The sequence below is a fragment of the Shewanella mangrovisoli genome (assembly GCF_019457635.1).
Lineage (GTDB): Bacteria > Pseudomonadota > Gammaproteobacteria > Enterobacterales > Shewanellaceae > Shewanella > Shewanella mangrovisoli.
The window spans coordinates 2713692-2729572 of sequence record NZ_CP080412.1 but is presented as its reverse complement, the minus strand read 5'-3'; the positions used below and the strand labels follow the sequence as shown (position 1 = coordinate 2729572).

Here is a 15881-nt window from a genome sequence, read left to right as displayed (position 1 = left end):
CACGATAAAGTGGGGCTTTTTGTTTATTGTTTATTTTTTCTCGTTTTAATCCAAGCTTTACTGGGAGCAAAAACGACCTGTAACAATTGGCTAGCTTATTGACTCTCTGCTTAGTGATTGTAGAGGCGACGGCCTTCTCGCATCACTTGGATAAGCTCGGGCGCACTCATCTTCTTATGCAGTCTATGCTCAAAGTTTTCATCGTAAATGCGGTATTTACCATGGCGGTCGATGACGGTGATTTCCGACTGTTGGTAAATGGCAAATATGCGACTGTCACCGATGTAAATCCAGGTCTCTTGGCTCGGTTGCAGTAGGCTACGGCCCGCGCTGTAGTCTGTGGTGTTATTGGTGCAACCTAAGATATGGGTCATCAAGGTAGGCACTACGCCATAGTGACTCGTGCGATATTTAACCTTACTGGCACCGACATTCGGCCAATGAATGACCATAGGCACTCTGACACTCTCGGGTGACAAATTGCGCTGGGCTTCATCGCTGTTGCTGGTAAATATCTTGCCGTTGACACCAGTGATCACCACTAAGGTGTCGCTCGGCAACTCACTCACTATCGCTTGGATTTGTTTATCAATAAAATTCAACGATTGGCGATATTGGTTAAACAGCACCTTTTGGGCCGGTTTCAAATTCGCATCGGCCTTGACGGTTTCGATACCGAGGAAGCCGACTGGGGTATCAAAATTCTCTGGCGCCTTCAGGTTAACGAGGGCGAACCATGGGCTCTGTTGCTCGCTTTGCCATTGCTTAAAGTGGCCTACGCTGCGTAAATCCGCATCGGCACTGCCATTGGTTTCTTTGGCGATGACGGGGGTAAAGTCATTAAACATGGCCTGCGCCGAGCGTAAATTCAGATTAGTTTCGGGGATAAATAAGCCAAGTTGATAACCCGCCTGTCTAAAGCTTTGGGTCATGATGGGGCTAGTGCTATTGAAGATGCGCGCATCGCCATAGCTGCCTTGCAAGCCATAGAGCAGGGAGAACATGCCGGTTCTAAATTGATTGCCGCCACTGTAATGCTGGGTAAAGCTCTGATTCTGCTCAGTGTATTGATGCAAAAACGGCATGGTCTTAGCGTCCACCATGTCGGCACGTAAGCTGTCGATGGTCAGCATTAACACATTGGGTTTGCTGTCGGCCTGGCATTGTAGTGGCTGTGTGGGGTAGCTGAGCGTGCTGGTCGCATGATTGGCTTCATCATCCGATTGTGAAGAACCATCAATCCCATGGCTTTCCATAAAGGAGCGCGCAGTGGCAGGGTACGACAGTGGATAAGTATCATCGAAACGGGTAATTTCGGTGATATCGGCCGCGTCGGCCCAAATGTGGATCAAATGGCTGCTGACAAAACACACCCCAATTAGGGTAATAACCTTATTGCCAAGATTCAGCTTTTGGATTTTCTCAATCCGTTTCCACAGGAAGTTGGCCGCCGTTAGCTCAATCACCAAAATGGCGATTGGCGTGACAATATAAGAGGTACCGTGGAGCAGGGCATTTAAATCGGCCCAGGCTAAGTCGAAGGCGAAGGGGCTCAAGTGCATGCCATAATCGGCATACACTATGGTGTCATACAATAAGATACACAGGCTTAAGGTGGCGATAACTGCCGCTAAGCCCCTTAAAATCTTGGAATAAGGCAAGATTAAGGTCAGCGGGAATAGGCAGATCAAGTAGGCGATAAAAGCAAGAAAACTGAACTGGCCAATGGTGCTGACGGCGAGGTAGCCCCAGCCAAACCAAGTTTCGGGATAACCCACACTGCTCAGATAGCGTGTGCCGACAATCATGGCCAACAGGCCATTAAAGAAGGCAAACCAATGTCCCCAGTTGATGAGTCGTGATACGCGATCGCGGCTCATTTGCTTTTTTCGCTCGACCATAGTGATCCGCTTATTCCTAAAAGACGTTGTATCTTATGTTGTTTTAACGATTGTTACTCGACTAACTTAATTGGATTTCACCGATTGTGCGAGTGCTTTCGCAAATTGTTCAGCGACCGCTTGGCGAGATTCGCTTGGCACTTTGCGCTCGAGCAGGTGAGTGACACAGTTACCCAGCGCCATCAGGCTTAAGTCAGTAGGGGCTTTGTGCTTTTCGAGTACCGCTAAAATCTCGGCGATTAATGATTCAACTTGTGCGTTTGAGTATTTCGATTGGATTGCCATAATCAAAAAATGTTTCACTTTGGAATGGATTAGCGGCATATAATAGCGGATTTATTCCAGCATCACTATCAGGGCTTATGAGTATTAACATCGAACAAGCAATTATTCACGAGATTTCCCAGGACAGTCAGGGGCAATTACGCTGCCGTTTACGTCCTCAACCTCTGCTGAACAGTCAGGCTGTCGAGATGATGCTGGAAGAATTGCATCAGACTTATACCAGCAAATCCGGCAAAGGATTTGGCTATTTTGGTATCCATGGTGATGACGGTGAGGCTAATCCGGCCTTTTCCAATGCGTTACAGGAATACCGTGCAGGGGATTTAGGCTTTGTCGAATTTACCGGTCAAGCCAGTAAGTTGTTGCAGGAAGAGTTGGCAAAATATGATTTTAGCCAAGGTGGATTCCTGTTGATGTCCTGCTATACCAGTATGGCGAGTGACTTTTTGTTTGTGGCGCTGTTGAGTGCCAAATCATCGATGACGGTACTCGATGATATGGAACTTTCGCAAAACAACCACTTAGATTTAAGCAATATTCAATTAGCGGCGCGTATCGATCTTACCGAATGGCAAGCCGATAAGGACTCCCGCAAGTACATCTCCTTCATCCGTGGACGTGCTGGCCGTAAGGTGGCGGACTTTTTCCTCGACTTTATGGGTTGTGTCGAAGGCGTAAATACCAAGGCGCAAAACAAGACCCTAATGAATGCGGTGGAAGATTTTGTTGCCAGCAGCGATCTGACCAAAGAAGAACGTCAGCAATGCCGTAACAAAGTGTTTGAGTATTGCTCAGAGCGTTTCGACGAAGGTGCCGACATTGAGATCAAAGATTTAGCCGATGAACTCGCCGACCAAGGTATGGAGTCTTTCTATGACTTTGCCCGTGGCGGCAGTTATGAGTTGGATGAAGAATTTCCCGCCGATAAATCGACCTTAAGACAATTGAAGAAGTTTTCGGGTACTGGTGGCGGCGTCACCATTAGCTTCGATGGTGGCCATTTAGGGCAGCGAGTGATTTACGATCCGATTTCCGACACGCTCTTGATTAAAGGCGTGCCCGCTAACCTAAAAGACCAGTTAGATAGACGTCTTAAGGGCGAATAAGCCGCTAGGGATATTGTCACTTAAGCTTTAAGCGTCCGCTTTTTAAGCTGCCAGCATTAAACAAAAAGGCCGAGGATGAATCCTCGGCCTTTCTCTTTTGCGCGAAAGCGACTTATCTGAAGTGCCGTTTAGCTCGGATTACTTGGTCGCTGCCGCAAATGGCACAGGGCGCGGTGTTGCTTTATTCGATGGCGGCAGAATTGGCAGAGTGATCTGCGGCTGTTCACCTGTGAGTGAATTTAAAAACGACACCATTTCCTTAGTTTCTTTGTCGGTAAGCTTTTGCCCTAACTGAATATCTGCCATGGTATTAACCGCTTCTTCGAGCGTCCATACGCTGCCATCGTGGAAGTAGGGATAGGTGAGCTCGATATTGCGCAGTGTCGGTACTTTAAACACATATTTATCGGCTTCTTTGCCCGTCACGCCTTTACGCCCTTCGGCAGGATTATTGGTGTGGAACGGTTTGATGAGGCCCATCTTCATAAACATAGTGCCACCGACCGCTGGGCCGTTGTGGCAGCTGACGCAGCCTTTGTCCTTAAACAGTTGGTAACCGGCTTTGGCTTCGCTGCTAATCGCATCCTGTTTACCCAATAAATATTGATCGAAGGGGCTATTCGGCGTGACTAAGGTTTTTTCGAAGGCGGCAATGGCATCGGTTAAACGATCGATATCGACTTTTTCATCACCGTAGACCTTAGTGAAGCGAGCGCGGTATGCGGGCATCGAGGCAATGGTTTCGGTGGCGAGTTCATGGGTAAAGCCCATTTCCTTCGGATTGGCAATCGGACCTGCGGCTTGTTCTTTTAAGTCGCTGGCGCGACCATCCCAGAATTGCGCCAGCATAAAGTCGGCGTTCAGCACGGTTGGGGAGTTAATTGGACCCTCTTGCCAATGGTGGCCAATCGATGTGGGCAGGGCATCCACGCCACCGGTGGAAAGATTGTGGCAAGAATTACAGGAGATAAAGCCTGATTTCGACAGTCTAGGTTCGAAAAACAGCATCTTACCCAGCTCGACTTTTTCTGGCTCAGTGATTTTAGCAGGCGTAATCACTTCAATCGGTTCGGCAGCAACGGCGTAGTGTCCGCCTAACATGGCCATAATACTGATCGCAATAGCGGTGAGTTTTATCATCTGGTCTCTCCCTTATTAACCTTGTTTTGTGTGTGGTTTATAGGGCGATACTAACGGCTTAATCGCCTTAGAGATAACGCCTTGTTTCGATTGGGTCTATCGCAGTTGTGGATTAGATTTTTGTGAGCTAATTCGCTGTTTTTGTTTGATTATCTCGATAGGGTGGGTGGCGTTTCGTTTAGCAATTCACCTGCTAATCGCGAGTATCTATTAACCAGCCAATATTTACCCTCGTCTATTCATCGCTATTGATCAGATGTAACCCTTGGCGGGCTTATCGAGATGTTTCCGCGCGCAAGGGATGGGCGAGTGGCGTAAGAGCATTTTGCTTTTTGCTTACTCAGCCATTCAATTAGCCATTGAATTGGTTAACTCATGCGCGCAGCTTGTGCATTTGTTGTGTCATACAGATAAAAAGCGCCTAACAGCGGATTCATTTGTCGCGGGGCGAGGCAGAATTGATTAGAATCCTTATTTACTGTTTGGGTAAGCTTGGTTATGGCCAAGTGAGCGTGCTCGGCCATCGCTAAGTGGCGCAATCCCTATTTAGGCGGACTGTTTTTCTGCCGAGGAGAGTCAATGCAACTGTTTGTTAAAGATTTAACCGTGATCGATTTTTCCTATCTTTGCCCAAAGCGTGGCATGGTGGGGGAAAGCTGGATTGTCGATGTGGTATTAGAAGGCTGTCTAGACGAGCAAAATATGGTGCTCGATTTCGCTAAAGTGAAACGAACCATTAAACAGACAATTGATGCGGTGGCTGACCATCGTTTATTGGTGCCGACTGCGTACAGTGGCGTGCGTTGGCAGCAGCAAGGCGATCGGGTATGGATGGATTTCGATAGCGCACTCGGTGAGATCCACTTAGCTTGTCCTTCCCAAGCCTTTGCACTCGTTCCATCGGAACAGATTGATATTCCAAGCGTTAATGCCTTTTTGCAAAAAGCACTGCGGGAAACTCTGCCCGATAATGTCGAAGGTATTAGCCTCACCTTAAGACATGAGATCCTGAACTCGCCTTACTATCATTACAGCCATGGTTTACGTAAACACGATGGCAATTGCCAGCGGATTGCCCATGGTCATCGCAGCCCGGTTCAAGTGTTTGAGAACGGCATTCCGGCACCGAAATGGGATGAATATTGGGCCAAGCGTTGGCACGATATCTACCTCGGTAGCGAGGAGGATTTAGTGTCAGTGAAGACCTTAAACCTATCGCCACAAACGCGGATCAGTGATGACAGCCATTATGGCTTTCACTATCAAGCGCCGCAGGGGGATTTCCAACTGGCCATGCCCAAGGAATGTTGTGATTTGATCCCGCACGATACTACGGTTGAATTGCTGGCCGACTATATGGCGACCACCTTAGTGGCAAAAGTGCCTTCAAGCCAATTTACAGTGATTGCCTACGAAGGCGTGGGGAAAGGCGCCATCGTAAGCAAAGGCAATTAACCCAGTCGATTTTTTATAACGCCCTAATCTTTAGGGCGTTATTGTTTGAATAAGGATTTTTGAGAAGATGCTAAACGCTTTACCTAATGCCCGACCTAAGTTGTTAAACACCTTGCCGAATACATCATCGCGCAACTGTAAGGCGGTAGTTTTGTCGCTCTTAACCCTGTTTAGCTTATCGACTCAGGCGCAGGTCAGCTTTGAAGGGCAATTTGAGCAGGGCGCGTTAATTCGTGGTAAAGCGCCGGCGGGCACGCAGATAAGTCTTAATGGTGAGGCATTAAAAGTGACGCCAGACGGCCATTTTGCCTTTGGTTTTGATAGGGATGCGCAGCTGAGTCAAGAACTACGCTTGGTCTATCCTGATGGCTTAACCGAAGTCAAACCGCTTAGTGTCACTAAGCGTGAATACAATATTCAGAGCGTTAAGGGCATCAGTAATAAGATCATGAAACCCGATCCCGTGGCCCAGGAGCGAGCGGCCAAAGATACGGCGCAGGTGAAAGCGGCCCGTGGCACTTTTAGCGAGCAAACAGCATTTTTACAGTCGTTTATTTGGCCATTAACCGGCAGGATCTCGGGCGTCTATGGTAGTCAGCGTATTTATAACGATGTGCCTGGCAACCCACATTTTGGTGTGGATGTCGCTGCGAAAACCGGCACTGTAGTAGTGGCGCCCGCCGATGGCGTGATTAGCCTGTCGGTTCCCGATATGTTTTATTCGGGCGGCACTATGATCATCGACCATGGTTATGGCGTGAGTTCAAGCTTTTTGCACTTAAGCAAACTCTATGTGAATGAGGGTGAAACCGTTAAGCAAGGGCAAGCCGTGGCGGAAGTCGGCGCGACAGGCCGAGCGAATGGCCCACATTTAGATTGGCGATTGAACTGGTATCAAATGCGCCTCGATCCGACAACCATAGTGCCCTCTATGGCGACCGTGCTGGCGGCGGAAAAAGCACAGAAAGCGCAAAAAGTCGCGAAGTAAATCTTGCGACTATCTCTTAGCCTATCTCTTATTTCCTAACAGGGCGCCTAATCATTGGCGCCCTGTTTTATGCTTGAGCGCTTATTGCAATAACGGGTGATCGGTCGGCAGATGGCGGATGATCCACAGTACCAGCTTGTGCTTCATATTCGGGCCATCTTCCTTATCTTTGGCTAAGGGTTGGATCAAATTATCGGTTACTAAAAGCCGATAAATACATTCCACTTTATCCTTGGGCGACACACCCTTATCAAAGTCGTCAAAACCACGTTTTTTGGCGTAGCCGATCCCAATATCCAAGGCGAGTTTGAGTAGCTGTGCTTCATGCTTGTGGGGTTTCATGCGCTGCGTCCTTATGGATATCACGGGAAGCTTGCTGGCATTCCCGTGGTCGATAACACAAAAATCGATAAAACCTAATGGCGAATCAAAGCGTTAATAGTCACAGACTAGACTATTTCTACCTTTATTGTTGCTGACTTTTTCTCAAACTGCCTGTTTTATACAAGCAATTGTCAGTAATTGGTATGGGGCTCACACTCTTCTCGAGAAGGGGGGCAAATGGATTGCAGTTTCCTCTACGCCTGTTCACTGGCGATAACCGCTTTTATGCTGTGCGGATGAATTTTGATACAGACATCGGCTTGTTTAAAGGCGATGGTGGGGTTGGCTAAGCGCTCTTTATCGCCCTTGGGCGAGCTGAATTTCACTTTTATCGGCGCTTCGGTTAAGGATGCCGCTTGCCCTTGGAGTAAGGGCACAAGTGATGGGCTCAACTGAGCCAGTTCTTGGCTTAGGCCATCACAGTCATGGGCATTTGAAGGCAAAACCAGTTCGATATGTTCCCAGCCTTCTTGGGGATAGAGGGTATCACCGGGATAGGGTAATTCGACACAGTCGATGTTAAAGCTACCTAATGTTAAGGGCTTATCCAGTTCGATGATAAGGATAGTGCGGCCATTGATTTGATTATCCGAGATGATCCGCCCGCGTGTGCTAAAGGCCTGCTTGAGCGCATCGGCAGCAGCTATGCTGTTCACTCTCAAGGCGACATGATCGCAATGCAGCGCTTTATCAGCTAAGCCTAATTGGTCGAGAAACGTGAGGATCTTCGCCTCAAAATGAGGCCATGTCTGTTCTAGTGCGGCGTAGCTGAATACTTCAGCCTCTGTAGTGATTGTTGACATAAAACATCCTTAAAGCGGGTACAAATAAAAACGCCCATTTGACTGGGCGTTGAGTCGCATAGGGCTGATCAAAGTTAGCGCTTAGGGCCAAATCTCGATGGGCGTGCCTTCATCAACGGCTTTCCACACTTCATCCATCTCGGCATTGGTAATGGCGATACAACCGTCGGTCCAGTTGTATTGCTGCGCCTGCTCAGGAGAGAGAGGTGAACGTGGGTTCTGGCCGTGGATCATGATCATGCCGCCCGGGCGGATCCCCAGCGCCTTGGCTCTTAATTTATCTTCTTCATTGGGATAAGAAATGTGGATCGACTTGTAATAAGCGCTATCGGATTTTTTGTAGTCCAGAATATATCGGCCCTGCGGTGTACGTTGGTCGCCTTCAGTCAACTTGTGACCCGTCGGCAAGTCACCCATGGCAATACGGTATTGCTTGAGGATTTTGCCGTCCCTTAATAGCGCCATATTGGACTCAGACTTAGTGATCACCACTAAATCGACTTTACCTATACCCGATGAGGCGAGCACTTGGGGTGAAATCAGTGCGGCGAGAGTCATGGCCACAGTAATTGTTTTAGTGAGTAGGGGTACGCGCATGTCTTCCTCTAAAAATGACGCAGATATAGGTTTTTCGCGCATCATACCGCAATTTTATCTCTATGTGAGTAGATAATTTTGAGCTAGTGGCAATTGCATGGCAGACTTTGGGGATTTGGAAAAGATAACGCTTTTTATCGCAAGGAAGTTTTCCCCTATGTCAGATCTGTCGCCTGAAAAACCAGACACCGAAAGCCCATTAAAACATCAGCTACGCACCATTATTTTTGGCACTGATACGCCCGCAGGACGCTACTTCGATATCGGCTTAATGGTCTGTATTGTGCTCAGTGTGGCGTTGGTGTTCCTCGATACGGTCGAAGCGGTTCACCAAGATTATGGGCACATCATTCGCGTTTTAGAGTGGGTGTTTACGCTGATTTTTACCATCGAATACGGCTTAAGGCTGTATTGTGCGACCCATCCTGTGTTGTATGCCCGCAGCTTTTACGGTTTAGTGGATTTATTGTCGGTATTGCCGAGTTATCTGGCGCTGTTTATTCCAGGGGCGAATTTCACCTTAGTGATCAGGGTGCTGCGCCTCTTTAGGATCTTTAGGGTACTGAAACTACTGCGCTATTTAAGCGAAGGTAATCTGCTGCTCAAGGCCATGCTGCAGTCGAGCCGCAAGGTGTTTTTGTTTTTCTTCTCGGTGAGTTTAATCATCATGGTGTTAAGCGCCGTGATGTATGTGGTCGAAGGCCCTGAGAATGGTTTTAGCTCTATCCCCAAATCCGTTTACTGGACAATTGTGACAATCACGACTGTGGGTTACGGCGATATCACGCCAAAAACCGAATTAGGTCAAGCGATTGCGGCTTTTACTATGCTGCTGGGTTATTCGATTATTGCGATCCCAACGGGAATTTTAACCGCGGAAATCTCCCAAGAAGTTGGCCGGCACAGGGATCTGCGCTCCTGCAACCAATGCCATAAGATGGGGCACGATCTCGATGCTACCTATTGTAATCGTTGCGGTTGTGAGCTGGATAAGCTCGAAGCGCCCCAAGGGAAAGGAGATAAGTAGCATCAAATGTAGGTTTCTTCATCCCTTAGTGCGTTAACGGCACTAAGGGAGGAAGGATTAGAAGGGATAAGAAAGGAGGAACAGATTAGCTGGCGACGGCGTTCAGTGTGTCGTCTTTTACCTTGAGATTTTTATCCTGATCCAGCCCAAGGCTAGAGACTAAACGCAGCTGCATTCCTAAAGCCGCCATCTGTTTCTGTTCACGCTGCAAATCTTTCATAAACAAACTGATTTTACGTTTATGGCTGGGCAGCACTAACATGAGTCCATCTGGAACCACTTGGATTTTCTCAAGCACTAGTGCCTTGGCGATACGGCCTAAATGTACTAACACCGCCAAGCGTAGCAGACAGGCGAGACGAATGAGGGTGAGTTTGTGGCTTGGCTCTAATTCGGCGAGTAGCAATTCATTGGGTTTCTTACGGTGGTTGGCGATAAGCCTGGCTAAATCCTGTTGCAGCGCCTCACTAAAACCCGGTAAGTCACTGTTACTGATGATATAAGCGCCGTGTTTATGCAATGCCTTTGAGTTGATGTGCAGCCCAATCTCATGCAAGGTGGCAGCGTAGGACAGCAAACGCGCATGGGGTCTTAATCCCCATTCATCGGCGACTTGCTCAAACAGCGCCATGGCGGTGTCCCGCACTTTGGCCGCATGGGGCATATCCACATGGTAAAGCTGGGCAATACTGTCGACCGTACGGTGGCGAATATCTTGATATTGGCCGATTTTCGCTAATTCGTAGAGTACGCCTTCGCGCAGGGCGCCCGGACTAAATTCCAATTTCTCAATGGGTAAGCGCCTAAAAAAGCTGATTAAAATTGCAAGGCCAGCGGGCACCAGTGGCGTGCGTTTATCATCGACATTGGCAAAGTGCACTTGGCTGATGTGCCCGCACTTAATCAGTTCCAGCTTTAACTGTTTGAGGCGGGCGAGGGTGACGATTTCATCGCCATGATCTTCCTGAATCGCTTCGCAAATGGCCTTCACTGTACCTGAACTGCCAAGCACTAAGTCCCAATCGCCGCTGAAATATTCTTTTGAGAGCGAGGCAAATTGTTTATCGGCGGCGCTTTGGGCTCCGCGGAATGAGGCCGGCGTGATTTGCCCATCGATAAAAAAGCGCTCGTTAAAACTCACGCAGCCACAACGCAGGCTCGATAAATGGGTGGGGGTATTTTTTTGTCCGAGTACCACTTCGGTCGAGCCGCCACCAATGTCGATAACGATATTGCGTTTACCCAGCACTTGGCTTTGGGCAATGCCGTTATAGATGAGGCGCGCTTCCTCGTGGCCAGAAATCACCTCCACCGGGTAGGGCATAATGCTGAGCGCCGCTTCAATAAACTGCTCACGGTTTTTGGCGACCCTTAGGGTGTGGGTGGCGACTAAACGCACCTGGGCTTGGTCTAAGTTCGAAAAACGCTGATTAAAGTCCCGTAAGCAATTGAGGCCGCGCTCGATAGCATCCACGCTGAGGATGTTTTGCGCATTGAGACCCGTCGCTAACTGAACTTGTTGTTTTTCTTTGTGCAATATTTGCAAGCTGCCGTCTTGCTCACGGGCGATAACCAGATGAAAACTGTTTGAGCCCATGTCGATAGCGACAAAGTGTCGCGGTTGTGAATGTGTGGCAACCAATCGGATTATCCTTAGGCAATCAAGACGATGATAAAGCCAGCGTTAGCTGGCTTTGGCCTGTAATTCGGGATTGTGGGCAAGTTCCGCCGCGTGCTCCGCTTCAAGCTTTGCGGCTTCGCGCTGGGCGCTAAATTCTTGCTGCAATCGCTTCTCATAATTAATCAGATATTGATAAATGGCAATTTGAGAACGCACTTTACGTTTATTACCGCGGTTACGATAAGGATTGCTCTGTTCCTTATTGATGATGCGCGCCTTAGTGTTGTCATTGAACTGTAACGATAAAATATCCATCACCATTTGTTTTAGACGCGGATCATAAATAGGCACACTCACTTCAACGCGGTTATCTATGTTGCGGCTCATCCAATCGGCGGAGCTGATAAATAATTTATTCTCACCACCAGCGTGGAACAGCATCACCCGCGAATGTTCTAAAAATCGGTCGACAATACTGTAGATCTCAATGTTGTCGCTGATCCCCGGAATTTGTGGAATAAGCGAGCACATACCGCGGATCAACAGTTTGATTTTGACCCCCGCAGCTGAGGCTTCGTAGAGTTTTTGGACTAAGGATTCATCTAGCAGGTTATTTAATTTTAAGGTAATCGCCGCCTTAATATGGCTCTGGGCATTGACGATTTCGTTATCAATCAAATGGGTCAGTTTTTGTCTCGCATCATAGGGCGACACAATCAAATGCTGGAAGTTATCACGGCGGTATGGATGTTCAATCAAGTCAAATACTTGCTCTACTTCGCGGGCGATTTCTTGATTGGCGGTAAACAGCGATAAATCGGTATAGACCCGCGCCGTGCCTTCGTTAAAGTTGCCTGAACCTACGTGGCAATAGAGTTTCATCTCCCCTTGCTCTTCGCGGCCAATCAAACACAACTTAGAGTGCACTTTTAAGCTGGTGATCCCATGGTGGACCTTCACGCCCGCCTCGGCGAGCACCCGAGTCCATTCGATATTGGATTGCTCGTCAAAGCGTGCCCGCAGTTCAATCACGGCGGTGACTTGTTTACCATTTTTCACCGCATCGATTAGCGATTGCATCACGTGGGATTTTTTCGCAACACGGTAAAGGTTGATGCGAATAAAACGCACCGCAGGATCGTAGGCGGCCTGACGCACCATTTCGGTAAAGTGGGAAAACTTATGGTACGGATAGTTGACCATAATATCGCCCATTTTGATCGCATCGAAACTGTTGGCGCTGCGGCCAAAGCCCGAGCTGTTGAGCGCGGGCAATTTTTCGTTTTCGAGGTAATCACGGCTAGGGTTGGGGAAGCCGATAAAGTCTTTAAAGCTGTGGTAACGCCCACCGGGGATCAAACATTCAGTCGAGCTGATGTTTAAATTTTCCTTTAGCATTTCAAGCATATGTTCGGGCATTTCTTTGTCGTATACCAAGCGCACGGGTTCGGCGGTCAGGCGTTTTTTCAAACCCTTGGTCATTTTTTCAAGCTGGGTCTGCTCAAGTTCGTCGGTAATATCGAACTCGGCGTCGCGAGTCAGCTTCATCGAATAGACTTCAATCGCATCGTACTCGAAGAAGGGACCAAAGAGATCGTCCACACAGTGGCGAATAATATTATCCAGCAGGATTAAGTATTTTTTCGCCTTCGATTTTTCGGCGGGTAACTCAATGAAACGCGGCACATTTTTGGTGGGCACTTCCACAAGGGCATATTGTCTGCGGGATTTAGTGAACAAACACACACACAGATAGGTGGCGTCGTCGTTGATATGCTTCACTAGGTCGCGATTGTTGTTGACGATAAGTGGCGCGATATGGCGTTTAAAATGATCGCGAAAATGTTTTTTAAGCCAGTTACTGTGGAACTCGCTTAATTGTTTTTCGTTGATTAACAAAATATTGCGGCGGACTAACTCACGCATCAGCTCGACGTAAATGCTGTCGAAACGTTCCTGCAATGCCATCACTTTGGTCTGAATTTTGGCCATTAGATGGCGGCTATTGCTGCGACCTTCCTGCAGCGCAGAGAGCAGAATTGAGCGTCTGACCGCGGCCACCCGCACCCGGAAGAACTCATCCATATTATTGGAGAATATGCCTAAAAAGCGCACCCGCTCCACGATCGGCACATTGGGATCACAGGCCTCCTGCAGCACCCGCTCGTTGAATGACAACCAAGAGATTTCTTTATCGATCGACAGTTTATCGGTATTCGGGGACACTGCACAGCTCCTTTAAGCAAGCGTCATGGCGCAATATACAATAGCATTCATCCATCGGAGTGCAATCAGATTTGCTACTGAAAAATGAAGGGATTTACAGACCATTTCCCCTTCAGGCGAAAGTGATATGCGCTCAAAGATACGAGCTGAATATGTCAGATTGATGACAAGTGTGACAGAAATGTGACTTTAAAATGAACTTGTATTTAGCCGCAAATTTACAAGGTAAAGCAGGGGAACTGTGCGGGGCTTCCTTTGGGATTGGGGCAAACTGTGTTACCTTGCTCGGCTTTTTGATTGTGGTTTGACTGTAGGGGTAAGCGGATGTTTGTCGGATTTGATTATGGCAGTGCCAACTGTGCCGTTGGGATCATGCAGGGAGATGACGTTTCACTGTTACCCTTATCGAGCGATTCAGCCTATTTACCTTCCACTGTGTATGCAATGGATAGAGAGCTCATTGCCGAGGCCGTTTACCGTGGCTTGCCGCAGGCGTTAAAAGCGGATTATGCCAAGAAGCGCGCCGCGCAATTGAGCCGCGCCCGTATGGTGCGCCATGAATTAGATCTCGATGCCGAAACCCAAGCGGTGTTTGTGGGTGAGCAGGCCGTGGCCGCTTATCTTGAAATGCCGGAAGAAGGTTTTTATGTCCGTTCGCCAAAATCCTTTTTAGGGGCGACGGGTCTTAGGCCTGAGCAAGTCGCCCTGTTTGAAGACATAGTCACCTTAATGATGCAGCACATTAAAGTGCGCGCCGAAGCCGTACTCGCTGAAAAGGGCGTCGCATCTGAGGGACAGACTAGCATTACCCATGCGGTGATTGGCCGCCCAGTGAACTTTCAAGGCATTGGTGGTGAAGAGAGCAACCGTCAAGCCGAGGCCATTTTAACCTTAGCCGCGAAACGGGCGGGGTTTGTCGATGTGGCATTCCTATTCGAACCACTGGCAGCTGGGATGGATTATGAGGCGAGTCTCAGTGCCGACCAAACTGTGCTGGTGGTCGACGTGGGTGGCGGTACGACCGACTGCTCCGTGGTCAAAATGGGGCCTAAGCACCAGGCGAGTTTCGATCGCAGTGCCGATTGCCTTGGCCACAGCGGCCAGCGGATTGGCGGGAACGATTTGGATATCGCGCTGGCGATGAATGCCTTTATGCCGCACTTTGGTTTAGGCTCGCTGATGAGTAATGGCAAACCTATGCCAAGCAATCCCTTTTGGAATGCGGTCGCCGTCAACGATATTAGCGCCCAGCGCGAGTTTGCCACCCTAAGCACTCGCAAACTGATTGATGAACTCATTAAAGAGGCCGAGCAGCCGCAGCTGTTAAAAAGATTGCTCAAAGTGCAGCAACAACAGTTAAGCTACCAAATTGTACGACTAGCCGAACGCGCCAAAATTGCCCTGTCTGAGGCGCAAACGACGCAGAGTGCGCTGGACTTTATTGAAGCATCACTTCGAGCCGAAGTGAGCCGCACGGGCTTTGAAACGGCGATCGAGCCTTCGCTCACCAAGGTAGAGGCGCTGATGCACCAAGCGTTGACTCAAGCGGCAAAGAGTCTTGCGGGCAATGGCTTAGCGCCAGAGGAGCTGTCCGTGGATGCCGATAGTCTTGAGTGCAAACCCGATGTGATTTATGTGACGGGTGGCACCGCGCGTAGCCCAGCGATTTACGCTAAAATCACTAGCCTTTATCCCGATACCCCAGTGGTCGTCGGTGACCACTTTGGCTCGGTGACGGCGGGATTAACGCGCTGGGCACAAAAGTGTTTTGCTCAATAGGGAAGGATGATGAATAAGGATAAACAGATGAAAAGAGTCAATAAGGCTTTGATGTCTTTGCTGGCCGTGACGCTGGCGGGGACGGTACTCTCGGGCTGTGGCGATGATGTCGGTAAAGTGAGCCTTGGGTTATTTACCACTAAGGATGTGATTATCGATGCCAAGCAGGATCCTAAAATCCCTGGGGTGACCTGCCATATTAGCCGTATCGAAGCGAACCTCGATTTTGCCGATCCTTCGGATATGGGCATAAGTTGCCGGCAAACGGGGCCGATTTCCGCCGCCGATATCGCCAACATCGATAAGAGCAAACACGGCGAAGTGGTCTTTACCGAATCTTTAAGCATTTTATTTAAGAGCTTAAAAGTGCGCCGAATTTACGATGCACCCAATCAAACCTTGCTGTATTTGTCCTATTCGACCAAAGAGACCAATGGTAGCCACAAACATGCCTTATCGACCGTGCCTTTATATGGTTCACAGGCGTGGATTGACCCCGCCATAAGCGCGGCGCAGCCAAAATAGTAAAGGTGGATTGAAGCCGAAGTAATACGATGGCGGGGCAAAAT

14 protein-coding genes are annotated in these 15881 nt (G+C 48.7%); 6 read left to right on the top strand and 8 right to left on the bottom strand.

What is annotated here, in order from left to right; translation table 11 throughout:
• Positions 1 to 110: 110 nt before the first annotated feature.
• Both K0H60_RS11920 and K0H60_RS11915 read right to left on the bottom strand, forming a co-directional pair.
• Positions 111 to 1901, bottom strand: coding sequence for a DUF3413 domain-containing protein (locus K0H60_RS11920; RefSeq protein WP_011717356.1), 1791 nt, complete (start codon positions 1899 to 1901; stop codon positions 111 to 113).
• 66 nt (positions 1902 to 1967) lie between these two features.
• Positions 1968 to 2186, bottom strand: coding sequence for a YejL family protein (locus K0H60_RS11915; protein WP_011622981.1), 219 nt, complete (start codon positions 2184 to 2186; stop codon positions 1968 to 1970).
• A gap of 77 nt (positions 2187 to 2263) precedes the next feature.
• Between K0H60_RS11915 and yejK the strand changes: the two genes are divergently transcribed.
• Positions 2264 to 3292, top strand: coding sequence for a nucleoid-associated protein YejK (gene yejK / locus K0H60_RS11910; RefSeq protein ID WP_011622980.1), 1029 nt, complete (start codon positions 2264 to 2266; stop codon positions 3290 to 3292).
• A gap of 138 nt (positions 3293 to 3430) precedes the next feature.
• Here the strand turns inward: yejK and K0H60_RS11905 are convergent, their stop codons facing one another.
• Positions 3431 to 4432 carry a cytochrome-c peroxidase gene (locus tag K0H60_RS11905; protein ID WP_220055850.1) on the bottom strand — a complete coding sequence of 334 codons (1002 nt, stop codon included), beginning with the start codon at positions 4430 to 4432 and terminating at the stop codon, positions 3431 to 3433.
• A gap of 579 nt (positions 4433 to 5011) precedes the next feature.
• Between K0H60_RS11905 and K0H60_RS11900 the strand changes: the two genes are divergently transcribed.
• Positions 5012 to 5887 (top strand): 6-pyruvoyl trahydropterin synthase family protein, encoded by an 876-nt coding sequence (locus K0H60_RS11900; protein ID WP_220055849.1) that lies wholly within the window; start codon positions 5012 to 5014, stop codon positions 5885 to 5887.
• A 67-nt stretch (positions 5888 to 5954) separates the two neighbouring features.
• The gene (locus K0H60_RS11895) at positions 5955 to 6875 is read left to right on the top strand and encodes a M23 family metallopeptidase (RefSeq protein WP_220055848.1); all 921 of its coding nucleotides are present in this window, start codon (positions 5955 to 5957) and stop codon (positions 6873 to 6875) included.
• An 81-nt stretch (positions 6876 to 6956) separates the two neighbouring features.
• Here K0H60_RS11895 and K0H60_RS11890 read toward each other — a convergent pair whose 3' ends face one another.
• From K0H60_RS11890 to K0H60_RS11880, 3 genes are all read right to left on the bottom strand, one after another.
• A complete protein-coding gene (locus tag K0H60_RS11890) occupies positions 6957 to 7217 on the bottom strand; it encodes a DUF5062 family protein (protein ID WP_011717351.1) in 261 nt (86 codons plus the stop codon).
• Positions 7218 to 7453: 236 nt separating this feature from the next.
• Positions 7454 to 8062 (bottom strand): VOC family protein, encoded by a 609-nt coding sequence (locus tag K0H60_RS11885; protein WP_220055847.1) that lies wholly within the window; start codon positions 8060 to 8062, stop codon positions 7454 to 7456.
• 81 nt (positions 8063 to 8143) lie between these two features.
• Positions 8144 to 8659, bottom strand: a complete 516-nt coding sequence (locus K0H60_RS11880) for a L,D-transpeptidase family protein (protein WP_086904218.1) — start codon at positions 8657 to 8659, stop codon at positions 8144 to 8146.
• A gap of 157 nt (positions 8660 to 8816) precedes the next feature.
• On the opposite strand from K0H60_RS11880, the gene K0H60_RS11875 reads away from it, so the two are divergent.
• Positions 8817 to 9686 carry an ion transporter gene (locus K0H60_RS11875; protein WP_220055315.1) on the top strand — a complete coding sequence of 290 codons (870 nt, stop codon included), beginning with the start codon at positions 8817 to 8819 and terminating at the stop codon, positions 9684 to 9686.
• 85 nt (positions 9687 to 9771) lie between these two features.
• Here the strand turns inward: K0H60_RS11875 and ppx are convergent, their stop codons facing one another.
• On the bottom strand, positions 9772 to 11328 hold the full coding sequence (gene ppx / locus K0H60_RS11870; RefSeq protein ID WP_220055846.1) for an exopolyphosphatase: 1557 nt from the start codon (positions 11326 to 11328) through the stop codon (positions 9772 to 9774).
• A 42-nt stretch (positions 11329 to 11370) separates the two neighbouring features.
• A complete protein-coding gene (gene ppk1 / locus K0H60_RS11865; protein ID WP_220055317.1) occupies positions 11371 to 13533 on the bottom strand; it encodes a polyphosphate kinase 1 in 2163 nt (720 codons plus the stop codon).
• A 324-nt stretch (positions 13534 to 13857) separates the two neighbouring features.
• Between ppk1 and yegD the strand changes: the two genes are divergently transcribed.
• A complete protein-coding gene (gene yegD / locus K0H60_RS11860; protein WP_220055845.1) occupies positions 13858 to 15312 on the top strand; it encodes a molecular chaperone in 1455 nt (484 codons plus the stop codon).
• 51 nt (positions 15313 to 15363) lie between these two features.
• Positions 15364 to 15837: a CreA family protein gene (locus K0H60_RS11855; RefSeq protein ID WP_374922148.1), complete on the top strand. Its 474-nt coding sequence runs from the start codon at positions 15364 to 15366 to the stop codon at positions 15835 to 15837.
• Positions 15838 to 15881 lie beyond the last annotated feature (44 nt).

Bases quoted from the DNA above. Each gene is read 5' to 3' on its own strand.
- yejK (WP_011622980.1), top strand. From the start codon at position 2,264: ATGAGTATTAACATCGAACAAGCAATTATTCACGAGATTTCCCAGGAC.
- K0H60_RS11920 (WP_011717356.1), bottom strand. From the start codon at position 1,901: ATGGTCGAGCGAAAAAAGCAAATGAGCCGCGATCGCGTATCACGACTC.
- yegD (WP_220055845.1), top strand. From the start codon at position 13,858: ATGTTTGTCGGATTTGATTATGGCAGTGCCAACTGTGCCGTTGGGATC.
- K0H60_RS11875 (WP_220055315.1), top strand. From the start codon at position 8,817: ATGTCAGATCTGTCGCCTGAAAAACCAGACACCGAAAGCCCATTAAAA.
- K0H60_RS11885 (WP_220055847.1), bottom strand. From the start codon at position 8,062: ATGTCAACAATCACTACAGAGGCTGAAGTATTCAGCTACGCCGCACTA.
- K0H60_RS11915 (WP_011622981.1), bottom strand. From the start codon at position 2,186: ATGGCAATCCAATCGAAATACTCAAACGCACAAGTTGAATCATTAATC.
- K0H60_RS11890 (WP_011717351.1), bottom strand. From the start codon at position 7,217: ATGAAACCCCACAAGCATGAAGCACAGCTACTCAAACTCGCCTTGGAT.
- K0H60_RS11880 (WP_086904218.1), bottom strand. From the start codon at position 8,659: ATGCGCGTACCCCTACTCACTAAAACAATTACTGTGGCCATGACTCTC.
- K0H60_RS11855 (WP_374922148.1), top strand. From the start codon at position 15,364: ATGTCTTTGCTGGCCGTGACGCTGGCGGGGACGGTACTCTCGGGCTGT.
- K0H60_RS11900 (WP_220055849.1), top strand. From the start codon at position 5,012: ATGCAACTGTTTGTTAAAGATTTAACCGTGATCGATTTTTCCTATCTT.
- K0H60_RS11895 (WP_220055848.1), top strand. From the start codon at position 5,955: ATGCTAAACGCTTTACCTAATGCCCGACCTAAGTTGTTAAACACCTTG.
- K0H60_RS11905 (WP_220055850.1), bottom strand. From the start codon at position 4,432: ATGATAAAACTCACCGCTATTGCGATCAGTATTATGGCCATGTTAGGC.